At 68.3% G+C, this 15,846-nt stretch carries 12 protein-coding genes; 2 read left to right on the top strand and 10 right to left on the bottom strand.

From position 1 onward, the window contains the following. Positions 1-228: 228 nt before the first annotated feature. The 8 genes from J7J50_RS04710 to serA all read right to left on the bottom strand — a co-directional run bounded on the left by J7J50_RS04710 (position 229) and on the right by serA (position 9,677). A complete protein-coding gene (locus tag J7J50_RS04710; protein ID WP_215056327.1) occupies positions 229-1,044 on the bottom strand; it encodes a ferritin-like domain-containing protein in 816 nt (271 codons plus the stop codon). 16 nt (positions 1,045-1,060) lie between these two features. Further along, positions 1,061-2,530, bottom strand: coding sequence for an amidophosphoribosyltransferase (gene purF / locus J7J50_RS04705; protein WP_215056326.1), 1,470 nt, complete (start codon positions 2,528-2,530; stop codon positions 1,061-1,063). A 212-nt stretch (positions 2,531-2,742) separates the two neighbouring features. After that, complete coding sequence (locus J7J50_RS04700; RefSeq protein ID WP_215056325.1) at positions 2,743-3,600, bottom strand: CvpA family protein; 858 nt, start codon at positions 3,598-3,600, stop codon at positions 2,743-2,745. Positions 3,601-3,668: 68 nt separating this feature from the next. After that, entirely contained in the window at positions 3,669-4,787 is a 1,119-nt protein-coding gene (locus J7J50_RS04695) for an SPOR domain-containing protein (RefSeq protein ID WP_215056324.1), read from the bottom strand. Positions 4,788-5,021: 234 nt separating this feature from the next. After that, positions 5,022-6,311 carry a bifunctional tetrahydrofolate synthase/dihydrofolate synthase gene (folC, locus tag J7J50_RS04690; RefSeq protein WP_215056323.1) on the bottom strand — a complete coding sequence of 430 codons (1,290 nt, stop codon included), beginning with the start codon at positions 6,309-6,311 and terminating at the stop codon, positions 5,022-5,024. Between the two features lie 60 nt (positions 6,312-6,371). After that, on the bottom strand, positions 6,372-7,334 hold the full coding sequence (locus tag J7J50_RS04685) for an energy transducer TonB (protein ID WP_215056322.1): 963 nt from the start codon (positions 7,332-7,334) through the stop codon (positions 6,372-6,374). A gap of 133 nt (positions 7,335-7,467) precedes the next feature. Beyond that, on the bottom strand, positions 7,468-8,112 hold the full coding sequence (locus J7J50_RS04680; RefSeq protein WP_057942064.1) for a histidine phosphatase family protein: 645 nt from the start codon (positions 8,110-8,112) through the stop codon (positions 7,468-7,470). A gap of 2 nt (positions 8,113-8,114) precedes the next feature. Continuing rightward, complete coding sequence (gene serA / locus J7J50_RS04675) at positions 8,115-9,677, bottom strand: phosphoglycerate dehydrogenase (RefSeq protein ID WP_215056321.1); 1,563 nt, start codon at positions 9,675-9,677, stop codon at positions 8,115-8,117. 447 nt (positions 9,678-10,124) lie between these two features. Here serA and J7J50_RS04670 point away from each other — a divergent pair, with 447 nt between their 5' ends. Together J7J50_RS04670 and J7J50_RS04665 are read left to right on the top strand one after the other, a co-directional pair. Next, the gene (locus tag J7J50_RS04670; protein ID WP_215056320.1) at positions 10,125-10,352 is read left to right on the top strand and encodes a DUF6289 family protein; all 228 of its coding nucleotides are present in this window, start codon (positions 10,125-10,127) and stop codon (positions 10,350-10,352) included. 330 nt (positions 10,353-10,682) lie between these two features. After that, on the top strand, positions 10,683-10,916 hold the full coding sequence (locus J7J50_RS04665) for a DUF6289 family protein (RefSeq protein WP_215056319.1): 234 nt from the start codon (positions 10,683-10,685) through the stop codon (positions 10,914-10,916). 253 nt (positions 10,917-11,169) lie between these two features. Here the strand turns inward: J7J50_RS04665 and J7J50_RS04660 are convergent, their stop codons facing one another. Together J7J50_RS04660 and J7J50_RS04655 are read right to left on the bottom strand one after the other, a co-directional pair. Further along, positions 11,170-13,287: a S46 family peptidase gene (locus tag J7J50_RS04660; protein ID WP_215056565.1), complete on the bottom strand. Its 2,118-nt coding sequence runs from the start codon at positions 13,285-13,287 to the stop codon at positions 11,170-11,172. A gap of 439 nt (positions 13,288-13,726) precedes the next feature. Then, positions 13,727-15,817: a S46 family peptidase gene (locus J7J50_RS04655; protein ID WP_215056564.1), complete on the bottom strand. Its 2,091-nt coding sequence runs from the start codon at positions 15,815-15,817 to the stop codon at positions 13,727-13,729. Positions 15,818-15,846 lie beyond the last annotated feature (29 nt).

Genomic DNA, 15,846 nt, shown 5'->3' with positions numbered 1-15,846 from the left:
CAGTTGATCGACTGGGAGGTGGGGTTTGCGGGGCTGAAAGAGCAAATCCCCCCTGCCCCCCTTTTTCAAAGGGGGGAGCAGCAAAGGCTGTGGGGTGGGATCTGGCGGCGTTCGATCTGCAGGAACACAGCGTCATGTCGCCCCCTTTGAAAAAGGGGGCGGCGCGTTGCGCAAGCTCAAGACAGCCGGGAAACCACCGCGTGGGGGATTGCCTCCGCCGCCACGCCTTCAGCGCGCCACGAACGCCTCAAGCATCCGCAGTTCCTCATCGTCGAACCCCGCCGCGCTGCGCGCTTCGAAGTTGAACGGCCCGTACAACACCGCGCGCGCATATTCGGCCAACAGTTCGCGGAAACGCGGCACCGGGTCGATGCCGGCGCGCTCGCAATACCAGCGATACCAACGCGAACCGGCGGCGACGTGAGCGACTTCCTCGCGCAGGATCGTTTCCAGGATCGCGACCGTGGCGCTGTCGCCGAGCGAACGCAGTTTCACGATCATCCCCGGCGTCACGTCCAGCCCGCGCGCTTCCAGCACGCGCGGCACCAGGGCCATGCGCGCCAGGCCGTCGTGCGCGGTCTTCTCGGCCATTTCCCACAACCCGTTGTGGGCATCGAAATCGCCGTAGTCGAAACCCAGTTCGCGCAGGCGCTCGCGCAACAGGCTGAAGTGGCGGGCTTCGTCGTTGGCGACGCCGACCCAGTCGGCGTAGAACTGCGCCGGCAGGCCGCGGAAGCGATAGACCGCGTCCCAGCCCAGGTCGATGGCGTTGAATTCGATGTGCGCGATCGCGTGCACGAACGCGGCGCGGCCCTCGGCGGTGCCGAAGCCGCGCTTGGGCAACTCGCGCGGATGCACCAGCGCCGGCCGCGCGGGGCGGCCGGGCATGCGGATGGGTTCGGGCGCCGGCGCGTCGTCGGGAATACCCAGCTCGCCGCGCGCGTAGGCCTGCGCGCAGGCGAAGGTCAGTTCGACCTTGGCCTGCGGCGTGGCGGCATCGAGACAGGCGCGCGCGGCGTCGAACAGCGAATTCGAATCCGACATGGCCGCGCGCCCGCGCTTACGAGGCGCGGCGGGTCTTCTTGGCTTCGTCCGAACGCAGTTGCTGGATGCGCTCGAAATAGCCCGACTCCACGCCGGTGACGTATTCGCCGTTGAAGCACGACGAATCGAAATGATCGATGCGGTGCTTGGGACCGGACACCGCCTGTTCCAGCGCGTCGAGGTCCTGGTAGATCAGCCAGTCGCAACCCAGCAGCGTCTGCACTTCCTCGTCGGTGCGGCCGTGCGCGACCAGTTCGTCGGTGGAGGGCATGTCGATGCCGTAGATGTTCGGGAAACGCACCGGCGGCGCGGCCGAGGCCAGGTACACCTTGCGCGCGCCGGCGTCGCGCGCCATCTGCACGATCTGGCGCGAGGTGGTGCCGCGCACGATCGAGTCATCGACCAGGAGCACGACGCGGTTGCGGAATTCCAGCGGAATCGGATTGAGCTTGCGCCGCACCGACTTGGCCCGCTCGCCCTGCCCGGGCATGATGAAGGTGCGGCCGACGTAGCGGTTCTTGATGAAGCCTTCGCGGTACTTCACGCCCAGGGTGTTGGCGATTTCCAGGGCCGAGTCGCGCGAGGTGTCGGGAATCGGGATGACCACGTCGATGTCGTGCTGCGGACGCAGGCGCAGGATCTTCTCGCCGAGCGTCTGGCCCATGCGCATGCGCGCCTTGTGCACGGAGACGTCGTCCATCATCGAGTCGGGACGGGCGAAATACACGTATTCGAAGATGCACGGCGCGTGCTGGCGCGGTTGCGCGCACTGGCGCGAGAACAGCTCGCCGCGCGCGTTGATCACGATGCCCTCGCCCGGGCGCACGTCGCGCAGGCGTTCGAAACCGAGCAGGTCCAGCGCCACCGATTCGGACGCGACCGCGTACTCGTCCTGGCCGCCGGTGTTGCGCTTGCCCAGCACCAGCGGGCGGATGCCGTGCGGGTCGCGGAACGCGATCAGGCCCAGGCCGAGCACGGTGGCGACCACCGCGTAGCCGCCGATGCAGCGGCGATTGACGCCTTCGATCGCGCCGAACGCGGCCTCGGCGGTCAGAACGCGCTGGCGGTCGAGCTCGTGCGCGAACACGTTGAGCAGCACTTCCGAGTCGGACTCGGTGTTGACGTTGCGGCGATCCTGTTCGAACACTTCGCGGCGCAAGGTGTCGGTGTTGATCAGGTTGCCGTTGTGGGCCAGGGCGATGCCGTAGGGCGAGTTGACGTAGAACGGCTGCGCCTCGTCGGAGCCCTCGCTGCCCGCGGTCGGGTAGCGGCAGTGGCCGATGCCGACCCGGCCTTCGAGCAGGCGCATGGCCTTTTCGTCGAACACGTCGCTGACCAGGCCGTTGCCCTTGTGCACGCGCAGGCGCGCGCCGTCGGCGGTGGCGATGCCGGCCGCATCCTGGCCGCGATGCTGCAGCACCGTGAGTCCGTCGTAGAGCTGAGCGGCGACATCCGTGTTGCCGACGATACCGAGAATGCCGCACATAGCGCTGGTCCTGCCTGAGTGTCGAAAGTGCCGCGTGGCCGCGGCGGCGAATTATCGCCGCTGCGGACCGGGAATGCAGTGGCCGCGGTGACAGCGGGCCGTTTGAGAACGTAGCGCCGCCGTCGTGAGCGGACGGTATCGGGGCGCGAAACCGGATTTCGATGGCGCCGCGCGCGATGTAGCGTTGCGGCGGCGGCGATGGCTGGATCGGATCAATGCACCTGCTTGTCGTCGCGCCGCTTGTCGTCGGCCTGGGCCGGATCGCCCTCGATCTGGTTGCCTTCGGCGCGGTTCTGCCCGGTTTTGGGCAGCAAATCGCGCATCGCGCCGGGCAGCAGCCCGGTCAGGCCGGACAGGTCGCCCGATTGCTGCTCATCGACCGGTTCGGGCAATACGCCCATCGGTTCGCGCGGATCGCCCTGGGCGTTGCCGTGCGCGTTGCCGCGGCCCATGCCGCCCAGACTGCCGGCCATGGCGTCGGTGAAACCACCCGGCAGCGCTCCGCCCGGGACTTTGCTCTTCAGATTCTTTTCCAGATCCTGCGCCTGAGCCTGGACCGTGGCCTGCAGCGAGGTGCCGCGGCCTTCCAGATCGACCTTGCGCGCCATCGCGTCGGGCAAGGCGCTGCGCATCAGCTGGGCGCCGGGCATCAGCACCGCGGCCAGGCCCGAGTCGCGCCAGGCGCGTTCGCGCGGCAGCGTGGTCATGGCCGCGAACACCATCGCCATGCAGGCGAAGATCACCCCGCGCACCGCGCCGAGGCCCAGGCCCATCAGCCGGTCCATCTCCGACAGGCCGTAGGAATGCGCGACCCGCCGGATCACCATGCCGATCAGGCCGACGCCGACCCAGATCACCGCGAAGCTCAACGCGTAGCCGCCCAGGTAGGCGCCCCAGCCCAGGTGGCCGTCGGTCAGGCTGCGGCCGACGTCGCCGCCGAACAGGAATGCGCCCACGCCGGCCAGCAACCACGCCGCCAGCGACACCGCCACGCCGATCAGACCGCGGGCCATGCCCAGCAGCGCCGACAGGCCGACGATAATCAGCAATCCCCAATCCACAGCCGTCATAGCACCCCGCTCCCTAGTGTGTCCGGCCGCCGCTCACTGGCAGCCCCGCCTGCACCCGCCGTCCGCGCTCACGGATGCGGTTTGACCAGGGCGTCGCCGATCCCGAGCTTGCCCGCGACCTGGGCCTTGAGCTTGTCGGCATCGGCACGATTGACCACCGGACCGATGCGCACGCGGTTGAGCGTGCCCTTGTCGGTGCGGACCTGTTCGACGAATGCGCTGAAACCGGCCGCGCGCGCGCGGTCGCGTAATTTGTTCGCCTCATCCACGTTGCCGAACGCGCCGAGCTGGACGGCGAAGCCGGTGCCGGCGGCGGCGGGCTTGGCCGGCTCGGCCGGTTTGGCCGCGACCGGCGCCGGCTTGGGCGTTTCGGCCGGCAGCGGTTCGATCTTGACCGGCTTGGTCGCGGCGGGCTTGGGGGCCTGGGCGACGGGCGGCGCGGGTTTGGCCGGTTCGGGCTTGACGGGCGTGGGCTTGGTCGGCTCGGGCTTGATCGGCTCCGGCTTGCTGGCCTGGGCCACGGGCGGCGCGGGCTTGGTGGGTTCCGGCTTGGCTGGCGGGGTCGCGGGCTTGCTGGGCGTGGCCGCCGGCGAAGCCAGATCGGCCGCGTCGGCGTTGAGCACCACGACCTTGGCGCCGATGTCGTTGCGGACCTTGGTCGAGCTCAGGCGCGCGGCTTCGGCGTCGGCCTGGGTCGCGAACGGCCCGATCCGCACCCGGTACACGGTGCGGCCGTTGGCGCCCGCGGCGGTTTCCTGATACCCCGGCAGTCGCGCGGCCTGCAGCGCGGCGATCACCCGGTCGGCGTCGCTGGAGCTGGCGTAGCTGCCGAAACTCACCGCGTAATCGCCGCCGGCGGTGGACGGACGCATCATCGTGTCCTGACGTCCGGCCGCGGTATCGACCGTCGGCAGCGTCTGGCCGTCGCCGGCCGGCGGCGCGCCGGCATCGGCCGGGGCCGGATGCTCCATGCCGACCATGCCGCCCTGCGGCGCGTCGCCGGGGGTGACCAGGGGCAGTTCGCGGGTTTCGATATCGCCGGCTTGCGGCTGGTCGGGCAGGGTCAGCGGAACATCGGACGCGCCACTCTGCGGCGCGGGGCCCTTGATCAGCATGGGCAGGAAGATGACCGCCAGTGCGATCAGCACCATCGCACCGATCAATCGCTGTTTCAGGGCAGGTTCCATCGCTACTCGATCACTCGCAGGCCGGTTACCGGCGCGAATTATACCCTCGCGCGGGCATCGAGCCGGTGTACGCCGGTGGGCCGGAGCGATGCGTTCAGAAAATCGGTGCGCTGCGGCGCTGCGATTCGTCGAGGCAGGACAGGCGCGAGCGGCGATCGCGGCCGCTCGGATACGCCGCGAAACGCTGGGCGTGGTTGCGGCTCGCGCCGCTTCCGCCAGCGCACAGACGATGACTCAGTCCGGATGCGCCGCCAGCCACTCCAACGCCGCGGCAGCGGTGTGGAACGAGCCGAACACCAGGATGCGCTCGCCGGCCCGCGCCTGCGCGGTAGTCGCCGCCAGCGCCGAGCCGACGTCGGCATGACGGCTGCCCTCGCCCGCCGCGGTATCGCGCAGGCGTTCGGCGAAAGCCTCCACGCTCACTCCGCGCGGGCCGCTGTCGGCCAGACCGGCCAGATGCCAGGCATCGACCGGCCCGGCCAGCGCCGCGACCACGCCGGCCGCGTCCTTGTCGCCGAGCGCGGCGAACACCGCATGCGTGCGCCGCGCCGGCTGCGCCGCCAGCCACGCCGCCAGCGCGCGCGCGGCCTGCGGGTTGTGGCCGACATCGACCAGGATTTCGATCCCGCCGCGTTCGAAACGCTGCAACCGTCCGGCCACCCGCGCCGCGGCCATGCCCGCGGCCACTTCCTCGTCGCTGGGCGCGCGCTCCAGCGCGCGCAGCGCGGCGATCGCGACCGCGGCGTTGCGCAACTGCACCGGCGCGCTCAGCGCCGGCATCGGCAGCTGCGTTTCGTAGCCGACTTCGCGCCAGCGCCAATGCGCGCCGTCGTCGTCGGCCTCGAAGAAGAAATCGCAGCCCGCGCGCAGCGCCGAGGCGCCGATCGCGTAGGCATGGCGCAACACGCTCGACGGCGGATCGTCGTCGCCCAGCACCAGCGGCTTGAACGCGCGGGCGATGCCGGCTTTCTCGAAGCCGATGCTTTCGCGGTCGTCGCCGAGGTAATCCTGATGGTCCAGATCGACCGTGGTGACCACCGCCACGTCGGGATCGACGATATTGGTCGCGTCCAGGCGCCCGCCCAGGCCGACTTCCAGGATCGCCAGATCCAGCCCGGCGCGTTCGAACAGCCACAGCGCGGCCAGGGTGCCGTATTCGAAATACGTCAGCGCGATCTGCGCATCCTCGCCGCCGCCCAGGCGCGCGGCTTCGATGGCGTCGAACGCGGCGACGATGTCGGCATCGGCGGCGTCGCGCCCGTCGATGCGGATGCGTTCGTTATAGGCCAGCAGGTGCGGCGAGGTGTAGGCGCCGACCGTGCGGCCGCCGGCGCGCGCGATCGCCTCGATGAAGGCCACCGTCGAGCCCTTGCCGTTGGTGCCGCCGACGGTGATCACCTCGCGGCCCGGGCGTTGCAGCCCCAGGCGTTGCCAGACGATGCGGATGCGCTCCAGCCCCATGTCGATGGACTTGGGGTGGATGCGTTCGATGTAGGAGAGCCAGTCGGCGAGAGTGCGTTGCATGGTGCGAATTCTCGCAGATACGCCGGCACTGTTGCTCGGCCGGCGCGGGCGGACCAAGCCTCAGCCGCGCTGCCACACTGGACGCGCCGCCGGATCGGTGGGGTGCTTGGGATCTTCCGGAACCAGCCGCGAGCGGCCGAGCGGATGCTGCGACGGAGTGCGCCGCGGCGGCAACGACAGCGGCGCGGACCACGTCTGCGGCAGCGGATCGCCCGGTTGTTGGCGCGGCCAATTGCGCACCATCCGCTCCAGCTTCGCGCAGGCCGATGGCTTGGCCGCGCCACACAAAATACGGCTGGCGTAGAACGACTTCTTGCCGTCGCTGACCAGACGCTGGCGGATCAGCGAGGGCGCGGCCGGATGACTGTCCTCGATCAACAGCCACTGGAACGCGCCGCGGTCGTTGCTGACGCGCACCGCCGGCCAGCCCAGCTCGCCGCCGGGCACTTCGCGGCCTTCGCGTCGCGCCCCGTCCATCAGGGACAGCAACTCGGTCGCGCTGCCCTCGTCCATCGGCGAGGCGTCGGGCACGAAACCATCGACGCTGCCGTCGCGCGCGGCGGCCACTTCGGGCACCTGGGCCAAGGGCCAGACCAAGTCCCACTTGGCCTGCGCGCGGGCCAGATAGTCGGCCATCTGCTGCGGCGAAGGCGGGGCGAACTCGACCGGTATGCGCACCCGCGACGGCACCGCGACGCCGTCGCGAAACTCGGGCGTCAGGCGCCACTTCACGGCGGTCTCGATCGCGGCGCGGTCGAGCGCCTGGTAACCCGAATCGGTCTCGACCCAGAGCTGATCGACCTGGCCGCAGCGGTCGAGATCCAACACCAGCGTCACCGTGCCGGTGGCGCCGTAGATCTCGGTCGGATACTTCGGCGGCGGCATCGACTGCCCACCGCTCGGACAGCCCGACGGCATCGGCGCGACGCCGCCGCCAGGAAGAATCGATTGCGCCGATACCGGCGCGGCGAACAGCGCGGCCAGCAACACCGCGGACCTGCATGCGAATTCGAACACCGCCATCCCCGCTCTGCGCCGCGTCCTGCGGCGGCGGGTATTGCACCACAAGCGCGGCCGTGCAGGGTGAGGGCGCGAATCGAGACGCCGCGGCTTCGGCCGACCCCCGAACTAAAACCGGTCTGCACGCAAGCCCCTGTCACAACGCCCGATGCACCGCCTCGCCGAACAACGCCGTGTGATGGCTGCAATCGTTGAGCCGCACCACGTCCAGATGATCGACATCGTCGCCTTCGAGCAGATTCAACGTGGTCGGCGCCTGCCGGAACGTCCACAGCTTGGCCAGCGGAATGCCGAGGATCTTGCACAGCAGCACGCGGTTGACCGCGTCGTGCGCGACCACCAGCAAGGTGTCGTCGGCCTGCAAGCCTTCGCAGGCGCGCGCGAACGCCGGCCAGGCGCGATCGAGCACGTGCACGATCGATTCGCCGCCGGGCATCAGCACTTCGTGCGGCGTATCGCGCCAAGCGCGCAGGCGGTCGCCGTCGCGCTCGCGGATTTCGCTGGCCAGCAGGCCTTCCCAGGTGCCGTGGGCGATTTCCATCAGGCCCGGATCGAGCTTGAGCATCGATGCGCGTTCTTCGCCGAGCGCGAACTGGGCGGTGTGGCGCGCGCGCGACAGCGGCGAGGCCACCGCGCGGGTGATCGAGACTTCGCGCAGGCGCGCGCCGAGCGCGCGCGCCTGGGTTTCGCCGACCGGCGACAGGGCGATGTCTTCCTGGCCCTGATAACGGCCTTCGGCATTCCACGGCGTCTCGCCGTGACGGGCTAACAAAATTCGCATGCTTACACCTGTGCCAGAGAAAGGATGCCCGGGGTCGCGCGCAGCGCGGCGAGCTGTTCGTCGTTGACCGGACGATCGACCGTGATCGCCGCGCGCGCCTGGCCGTCGCCGGCCGCGCCCAGGGCGAAGTTGACGATGTTGACGCCGGCCGCGCCGAGAGTCGAACCGACCACACCGATCATGCCGGGCCGGTCTTCGTTGCGCAGCAGCAGCACGTGCGCCTGCGGATCGAATTCGATTTCCACGCCGTCCAGGCGCACCACGCGCGGGCCGCGATGCAAGGTGGCCTCGATCTCGCGGGTGCGGTCTTCGCCGACCACGCGCAGCCTGAGCAGGCGATCGAAACCGTCGCCGTCGCCGCCGAGGGTTTCCGACACCACCAGACCGCGCGCGGCCGCTTCCTGCAAGGCGTTGACCGGCGTGACGCGGCCCGATGCGGTGCCCAGCAACGCGGCGACCAGCAAACGCGACAGCGGCCGCGTGTCCAGCGCTTCGGTGCGGCCGGCGTAAGTGATGTCCAGGCGCGTGGGCGCCGGCACCAGCCGCGCGGCGAGGCGGCCGAGCGACGACATCAGCGGAATCCACGGGCCGACTTCGCGCGCGGCTTCGGCGGTCAGCGGCGGCAGATTGACGCAGCCGGCGACCGCGCCGGTGGCGACGAAATCGATGATCTGCCGCGCCAGGATCGTGCTGACCGCTTGCTGCGCTTCGCTGGTGGATGCGCCCAGGTGCGGGGTCAGGATCAATTTAGGATTGCCGCGCAGCGCCGAGTCGGCCGGCAAGGGCTCGGTGACGAAAGTGTCGAGCGCGGCGCCGGCGATATGGCCTTCTTCGATCAGCGCCAGCAACGCGGCTTCATCGACCAGACCGCCGCGCGCGGCGTTGATCAGGTACGCGCCCTTCTTCATCGCGCGCATGCTGGTTTCCGACAGCAGGTTGGTGGTTTCCTTCGTGCGCGGGATGTGCAGGGTGACCACGTCGGCCCAGGCCAGCAGTTCGTCGAGCGTCTTCAGCGGCACGCTGCCCTTGCCGGCGGCGGACGCGGGCAGGAACGGATCGTGCGCGGCCACTTCCATGCCGATGCCCTGCGCCTTGCGCGCGACCGTGCCGCCGATGCGGCCCAGGCCGATCACGCCGAGCTTCTTGCCTTCCAGTTCGAATCCGGTGAGCCCGGCCTTCGGCCATTCGCCGGCCTTCATGCCGGCGTCGGCGCGCGGGATGTGGCGGGCCAGCGCGAACAGCAGCGAAATCGCGTGTTCGGCCGCGGCCAGGGTGTTGCCGTCGGGCGCGTTCATCACCGCGATGCCGCGCTGCGTGGCGGCATCGACGTCGATGGTGTCCACGCCGGCGCCGGCGCGGCCGATCACGCGCAGTTGCGCGGCGTCGGTCAGCGCTTCGGCCGGCACCTTGGTCGCCGAACGCACCAAAATCGCGTCCACGTCCTTGAGCGCGGCGGCGAGCGCGGCGGGTTCCTTGATCGGGTCGGACACGACGACTTCCCAGCCCGCATCGCGGAACAGGGCCAGACCGTCTTCGTGGATGCCATCGCAAGCCAGCACTTTCATCGCAGCTCCAGGTCGTGAAGGATCAGACGGGAGACATTGCGGGCCGGCACTGCGGGTAAGAACGCCTGGCGGTCGTTCCGGCCTGGGCACCTGGAGGGTGAACGGGGCGGGAGCGCCTTGGGCGGCGCCGCGTCGAAGCGGCATCTGACACGGGTCGGGAGACGGGGCCGGCTGGCATGGGAATCCGCGACTGCCCGCGAAGACTAAGGCAGCGCTGTCGCGCTTGGCAAGCGGCGATGGCGGCGCCGACGACGGCGTCGCGATTGTCCCGATCGAGCGATTTCGATTGCCGGCCGCATGCAACTCAAATATGCAGTCACGCCAGCGACGGAACGTCGTCACAAAGATACGTTCAGGTGTTACTTGTCACGTTGAGTAATCACGCACTGCGTCCTAGTTTCGTGGCGCCGGCGATCTGCCGGCACCTTCGAGAGAGAGAACGTCATCATGCGCAAGAAACTCGCTCTGGCGCTCGGCTTGGCGGCGATCGCCGCGGTCGGCGCCGCGGTCGCCGCGATCGGTCCCACCGGTCCGGGCCAGATCTACACGTACTACGACGCCAACGGTTCGGTGGTCGGACAATCCTCCATCCACTGCGACGGCACGACCGAGTTCTGGGGCAAGGCCACCAAGAATTACGGCGTCGGCTACTACATCTGCGATCCGGAACCGTGATCGGCGCGGATCGGCGCCGCATTGCTGACGCAGCGCGCGATGCCGGTCCGAAATGTCGCTTCCGCGCATCGCGCGTTCGAGCGCGTCGCGACACCGGTCAGTCCGGCACGATCCAGACCGGTCCGCAACGCCCCGTCGCCTGATGCACACGATGCAGCCGTAGCAGCAAACGCAACACCGGCTTGAACGATAGCCGCACCGCGCGATTCGCCACGACGTGAGCGACGCCGGACGCGAGCCGCGCCGCGCTATCGAACCAGCCACCGTCCGCATCGCGGCCTTCGCCGCAACGGACATCCCGCTTTCGCCACTTAGAGACAGGAGTTCGCCATGCGTAAGTCTTTCGCCATCGGTATCGGTTTCGCCGCCGCCCTCGTCGCCACCGTCGCCCTCGCCCGTCCGCCGGGCCCGGATGAAATCGGCGAGTTTTATTTCTACTACGACGCCGCCGGCAATGTCGTCGGCCAGGCCGAGCTGAGCTGCGCCGGCGTGCTCACCGAGTCGGGTGTGCGCACCGCCAAGTACAGCTCGGGCCACATGATCTGCCCGCCGCCGCGCGACTGATCGAAACCCGCGAGAAAAAATGGGCCGGCAATGCCGGCCCATCTTTTGCGATGAATAAATGCTGCACGAGGTCTTTTGTAGGAGGGGCTTCAGCCCCGATGCTTTTCGCTCAGGGCTGGAAGGTGCTCAGAACTCGGATCGAAAAGCATCGGGGCTGAAGCCCCTCCCACAAGAGACTTCGTCGCCTGCGTCGCAACTCGTTCCTCACGCCTCGTTCTTCACTCCTCACTCCTCACTTCCCGCTAAAAGCCAATCACTTCCCCGAAGCCGGCACCCCCATCTCCGCCAGCAACCGCGGCGCCGGAAACACCTCCTGCAAGATCCAGCGCAAATAGCGTTGATCGACCGAGATCGTGCGGGTCGCCGCCGGATCGAACAGCCAGCTGGAACTCACCGACTCCCAGTTGTTGTCGAACGCGATGCCGGCCAGCTTGCCCTGCCCGTCCAGCACCGGCGATCCGGAATTGCCGCCGCTGATGTCCAGGTCGGCGAGGAAATTCACCGGCACCGATTCGAGTCGCTTGTCCAGCAGCGCCGCGCTGTAGCGCTTGGCCGCGACCGCATCGAGCAAGGCCTGCGGCGCATTGAACGGCGCGGCGCCGGTGTTGCGCGCGGCGATTTCATCCACGCGGGTGAACGGCAGTTGGCGCACGCCGTTGTCCTTCGTGTACGGGGTGACGGTGCCGTAGCTGACGCGCAAGGAACCGTTGGCGTCGGGATAGGCGACCTTGCCCACGCTCTTGCGGAAATCCGCCAGCGCCTTGAGGTACACCGGCCGCACCAGCAGGGTCTCGCCGGCGCGGCCGCGGATTTCCTGCTCCATCTGCAGCAAGGTCGGCATGATCGCGACCGCGAAGGAAATCGCGCCGTCCTTGCTCGCGTCCTTGCTCTGCTCGAATCCGGCGCGATCGGTCTTGAGCCAGTTGGCGCGCTGCTCGGGATTGTTCAAGCGCGATTTGGCGATGCGGTCCAGCGCGCGCTTGATCGACTTTTCGTCGTCGCCCTCCAGCCATGTATCGACCGCGGCGACGCGATGCTCTTTCGGCAACTTGACGTATTCGTGCAGCCAGTAATTCTGCAACTGCCGGTCCATGCGCGGATCGGTGCGCCGGTCCATCTGCTTGAGGCCGTTTTCGAAGGCGACGCGATCGCGGTCGCGATACCCGTTCTCGCGCTGCGCCTCGGGCTTGGCGCGTTCGATCGCCGAGCGATACAACTGCGAAGCCGCGGCCAGCGAACCCGTCGCCGACAACTGGCCCAGGACCAGATCGCGATCGCGTTGCTCGCGCGCCTGCTGGCCCAGCTCGACCAGCCGCGCGTGCGCGGCCAACGCGGCCTGGCCGGCGGCGCCCTTGCCGCGCAGCCATTGCAGCAGCTCGGTTTCTTCGTTGCGCTTGATCTGGGTGGTGCCGGCGCGGCGAATGCTCTCGATCTGGCTTTCGTAATTCTTCGCCGCGCCCTGCCAGCCGCGCAGGGTGGTGGCGTACTTGCTCGCGATCTGCGGATTCCTGCGGCTTTCCGCATCGATCAGCGCGGCCAGTCGCTTGTAGTGCGCGGCGACGGTGGGATACGTCCACTCGGCGTTGGCCTGGAAATCGTCGGCCATGGCGTAGCGGTTGGTCAGCGAAGGAAAGCCGGCGAGCATGATGAAATCGCCCGCGCCGAGCGGCTTGTCGGCGATCTTGAGCCAGCGCTTGGGCTGATACGGCACGTTGTCGATGGCATACGGCGCCGGCCGGCCGTCCTTGCCGACGTAGGCGCGGTAGAAGGCGAAATCGCCGCTGTGGCGCGGCCACATCCAGTTTTCGCTTTCGCCGCCGAAATTGCCGATCGCTTCCGGCGGCGCGTAGACCAGGCGCAGATCGCGGATTTCCAGGCTGCGCTGCAATTCGTAGCGGTTGCCGCCGGAGTAGCTGTACAGGCGGCAGCCGTAGTCGGATTGTTTTTCGCAATCGCCGACCAACTGCCGCTCCAAGGCGTCCAGCGCGGCGATCCGCGCCAGCGGATCGGCGGCGGTGTTCAGCGCCGCCTGCACTTTGGCGGTGACGTCCTGGACCGAGTCGAGCACGAAGATGCGCGCGTTCGGCCCGGCCGAGACTTCTTCGTTGTTGGTGCCGCTCTTGAAGCCGTCGCGCGAGAGATTGCGTTGCGGGGTGGAATTGAGCCCGATCGCGCCGAGCGCGCAATGGTGGTTGGTCAGCAGCAGGCCCTTGGGCGAGACGAAGCTGGCGGTGCAGCCGCCCAGCGGCACCACCGCGCCGAGCGGATCGCCTTTCGGATCGGCCCATTGCGCCAGTTGCTTGGGCGTGGCGCGCGCGCCCGACTGCTTGAGCTGGGACGCCAGTTCCGGCAATTGCTGGGGTGTCCACATGCCTTCGACCGCTTGCGCGCTCTCGTGCCAGGCCAGCGCGCACAGCAACGTCCCTGTCATGGCCATGGCTCTGGCCAGCACCGTGTATCGCATCAAAACGTCCTGGGTCCGCGGGAGGTCGAGTCTAGCCCGTTGAAATCTGTGAACGCCATGGCGGAAGCGAGAGCTGGCCGGATCGGCATGGGGATGGCGGGTGGGGTTTTAGCTTGCGCTCAGTTTTTGTGGGGGTGTGGAGGGGTAACGCTAAAATTTCGTTAGCGTTTGCAGGAAGAGCTGAATCCCCCCTGCCCCCCTTTTTCAAAGGGGGGGAACAGCACGGTGAAATGGAGGACGCATTGGCGTGAGCGATTGTTGTGCGCAGTAACGACCCGGTGTCCGCAAACAAAAACGCCAGCCGGAAATCCGGCTGGCGTTCGCTTGTCGCGCGATGCGGCGGCGCTTACTTCTTCGCCGGCACGCCCAGTTCGGTCAGCAGCTGCGGCGCCGGGGACACTTCCTGCATGATCCAGCGCATGTAGCGCTGATCGACCGAGATCATGCGGGTCATGGTCGGATCGAACAGCCAGTTCGAGCTCACCGATTCCCAGTTGCCGTCGAACGCCAGGCCCACCAGCTTGCCTTCGCCGTCGAGCACGGGCGAGCCGGAGTTGCCGCCGGTGATGTCCAGGTCCGAGAGGAAATTCACCGGCACCGACTTCAAACGCTTGTCGGCGAGGCCGCCGTAACGCTTGTCGGCGATGGCTTCCAGCAAGGGCGCGGGCGCGTCGAACGGCTCCTGGCCGGTGGCCTTGGCCGCGACTTCTTCCAGCTTGGTGAACGCGGCCTGCTTGCTGCCGTCGAGTTTGGTGTAAGCCTTGACGTTGCCGAAGGTGATGCGCAAGGTCGAGTTCGCATCCGGGTACACCGACTGCTTCTTGCTCTTGCGATAGTCGATCACGCCCTGCAGATACGCCGGACGCGCGGTCAGGGTCTCGCCTTCGATGATCTTCGCGTCCTGCTCCAGGCGCAGCGCCGCCGGCATCAAGGCCTTGGCGAACTGGATCGCCGGGTCCTTGCTCTTGTCCAGGCTCGCGCGGCTGTCGTCGAGCAGGGCCAGACGTTCCTTGGCGTTGCCCAACTTGGTCTTGGCCAGCTTGTCCAGGCCGCGCTTGATCGCCTTCTCGTCGGAACCGCCCAGCCAACGATCGAGTTCGGCCACGCGCTCGCCGGCCGGCAGCTTCACGTATTCGCGCAGCCAGTACGCCTGCAGCTCGCGGTCCATGCGCGGGTCGTAGCGGCGGTCCATCTGCTCCAGCCAGGCCTTGACCGAGGGCAGATCGCGCTGCTGATAACCGGGCTCGCGCTCGGCATCGGGCTTGTCGCGCTCCAGCGCGAAGCGATACAGCTGGCTCGCCGCCGAGATCGCGCCGCCCCGGCGCAGCTGGCCGAACACGAAATCGCGCTGGCGATGGGCGATGGCGCTTTCGCCGAGCGTCACCAGCTTGTCGTGCGCGGCCAGCGCCGGCGCGCCCTGGGCGCCGCGCGTGCGCAGCCATGCGAGCACGGCCTCTTCGTCGGCGCGCTTCTTCTGCGCCGCGCCGATGCGCTTGAAGCCTTCCAGCTGGCCGTCGTAGTTCTTCATCGTGTTCTGCCAGCCGCGCACGGAGCTGGCGTACTTCACGCCGATTTCCGGATCTTTCTTCGCGGTTTCCCCGACCAGCGCGATCAGGTTCCTGTAGTGCGCGGAGGTGGTCGGATAGGTCCAGTTCGCGGTCGCGTCGAAGTCGCTGGCCAGCGCGTAGCGGCTGGTGCGGCCCGGGTAACCGGCGACCATCACGAAGTCGCCTTCGCCCAGCGGCTTGTCGGCGAGCTTGAGGTAACGCTTGGGCTGATACGGGACGTTGTCCTTGGAATACTCGGCCGGCTTGCCGTCCTTGCCGACGTAGGCGCGGTAGAACGAGAAGTCGCCGGTGTGGCGCGGCCACATCCAGTTGTCCACTTCGCCGCCGTAGTTGCCGACGCTGCCGGGCGGCGCGTAGACCAGGCGCACGTCCTTGATCTCGATGCGGCGGAACAGGCGGTAGGTGGTGCCGCCGAAGAAGCTGTACAGCTCGCAGCCGTAGCCGGCCTGCGCTTCGCACGACGCGATCAGGCGCTTTTCAATCGTCTCCAGCGCGTGGGTACGGTCGATCGGCTCGACCACTTCGTCGATCGCGCTCTTGACCTGCGCGGTCACGTCCTGGATCGAGTCGAGCACATAGATGCGCGAGGACGGGCCAGCGGACAATTCTTCGCCGGGCGTGGCGGCGTTGAAGCCGTCGCGCATCAGGTTCTTCTGCGCGGTCGAGTTGAGCTGGATCGCGCCGTAGGCGCAGTGGTGATTGGTCACCACCAGGCCGCGCGGGGACACGAAGCTGGCAGTGCAGCCGCCCAGCGAGACCACCGCGCCCATCGGATCGCCGGTCAGGTCGGCCAATTGCTTGGCGTTGAGCTTGAGCCCGGCCTTCTTCAACGGCGCGGAGATCTCCGGCAATTGCTGCGGCACCCACATGCCTTCGACGGCGCGCGCCGTGGTCGCGA

The sequence above is a fragment of the Lysobacter sp. ISL-50 genome, assembly GCF_018612875.1.
Taxonomy (GTDB): Bacteria; Pseudomonadota; Gammaproteobacteria; order Xanthomonadales; family Xanthomonadaceae; genus Lysobacter.
Note: the sequence above shows the minus strand (reverse complement) of the source record. Positions and strands in the feature narration are given on the sequence as shown.

Excerpts from the sequence above, each read along its gene's own strand:
- J7J50_RS04660 (WP_215056565.1), bottom strand. The coding sequence starts at position 13,287 with ATGTGGACACCCCAGCAATTGCCGGAACTGGCGTCCCAGCTCAAGCAG.
- J7J50_RS04710 (WP_215056327.1), bottom strand. The coding sequence starts at position 1,044 with ATGTCGGATTCGAATTCGCTGTTCGACGCCGCGCGCGCCTGTCTCGAT.
- serA (WP_215056321.1), bottom strand. The coding sequence starts at position 9,677 with ATGAAAGTGCTGGCTTGCGATGGCATCCACGAAGACGGTCTGGCCCTG.
- folC (WP_215056323.1), bottom strand. The coding sequence starts at position 6,311 with ATGCAACGCACTCTCGCCGACTGGCTCTCCTACATCGAACGCATCCAC.
- J7J50_RS04680 (WP_057942064.1), bottom strand. The coding sequence starts at position 8,112 with ATGCGAATTTTGTTAGCCCGTCACGGCGAGACGCCGTGGAATGCCGAA.
- J7J50_RS04695 (WP_215056324.1), bottom strand. The coding sequence starts at position 4,787 with ATGGAACCTGCCCTGAAACAGCGATTGATCGGTGCGATGGTGCTGATC.
- purF (WP_215056326.1), bottom strand. The coding sequence starts at position 2,530 with ATGTGCGGCATTCTCGGTATCGTCGGCAACACGGATGTCGCCGCTCAG.
- J7J50_RS04685 (WP_215056322.1), bottom strand. The coding sequence starts at position 7,334 with ATGGCGGTGTTCGAATTCGCATGCAGGTCCGCGGTGTTGCTGGCCGCG.
- J7J50_RS04665 (WP_215056319.1), top strand. The coding sequence starts at position 10,683 with ATGCGTAAGTCTTTCGCCATCGGTATCGGTTTCGCCGCCGCCCTCGTC.
- J7J50_RS04670 (WP_215056320.1), top strand. The coding sequence starts at position 10,125 with ATGCGCAAGAAACTCGCTCTGGCGCTCGGCTTGGCGGCGATCGCCGCG.
- J7J50_RS04700 (WP_215056325.1), bottom strand. The coding sequence starts at position 3,600 with ATGACGGCTGTGGATTGGGGATTGCTGATTATCGTCGGCCTGTCGGCG.
- J7J50_RS04655 (WP_215056564.1), bottom strand. The coding sequence starts at position 15,817 with ATGTGGGTGCCGCAGCAATTGCCGGAGATCTCCGCGCCGTTGAAGAAG.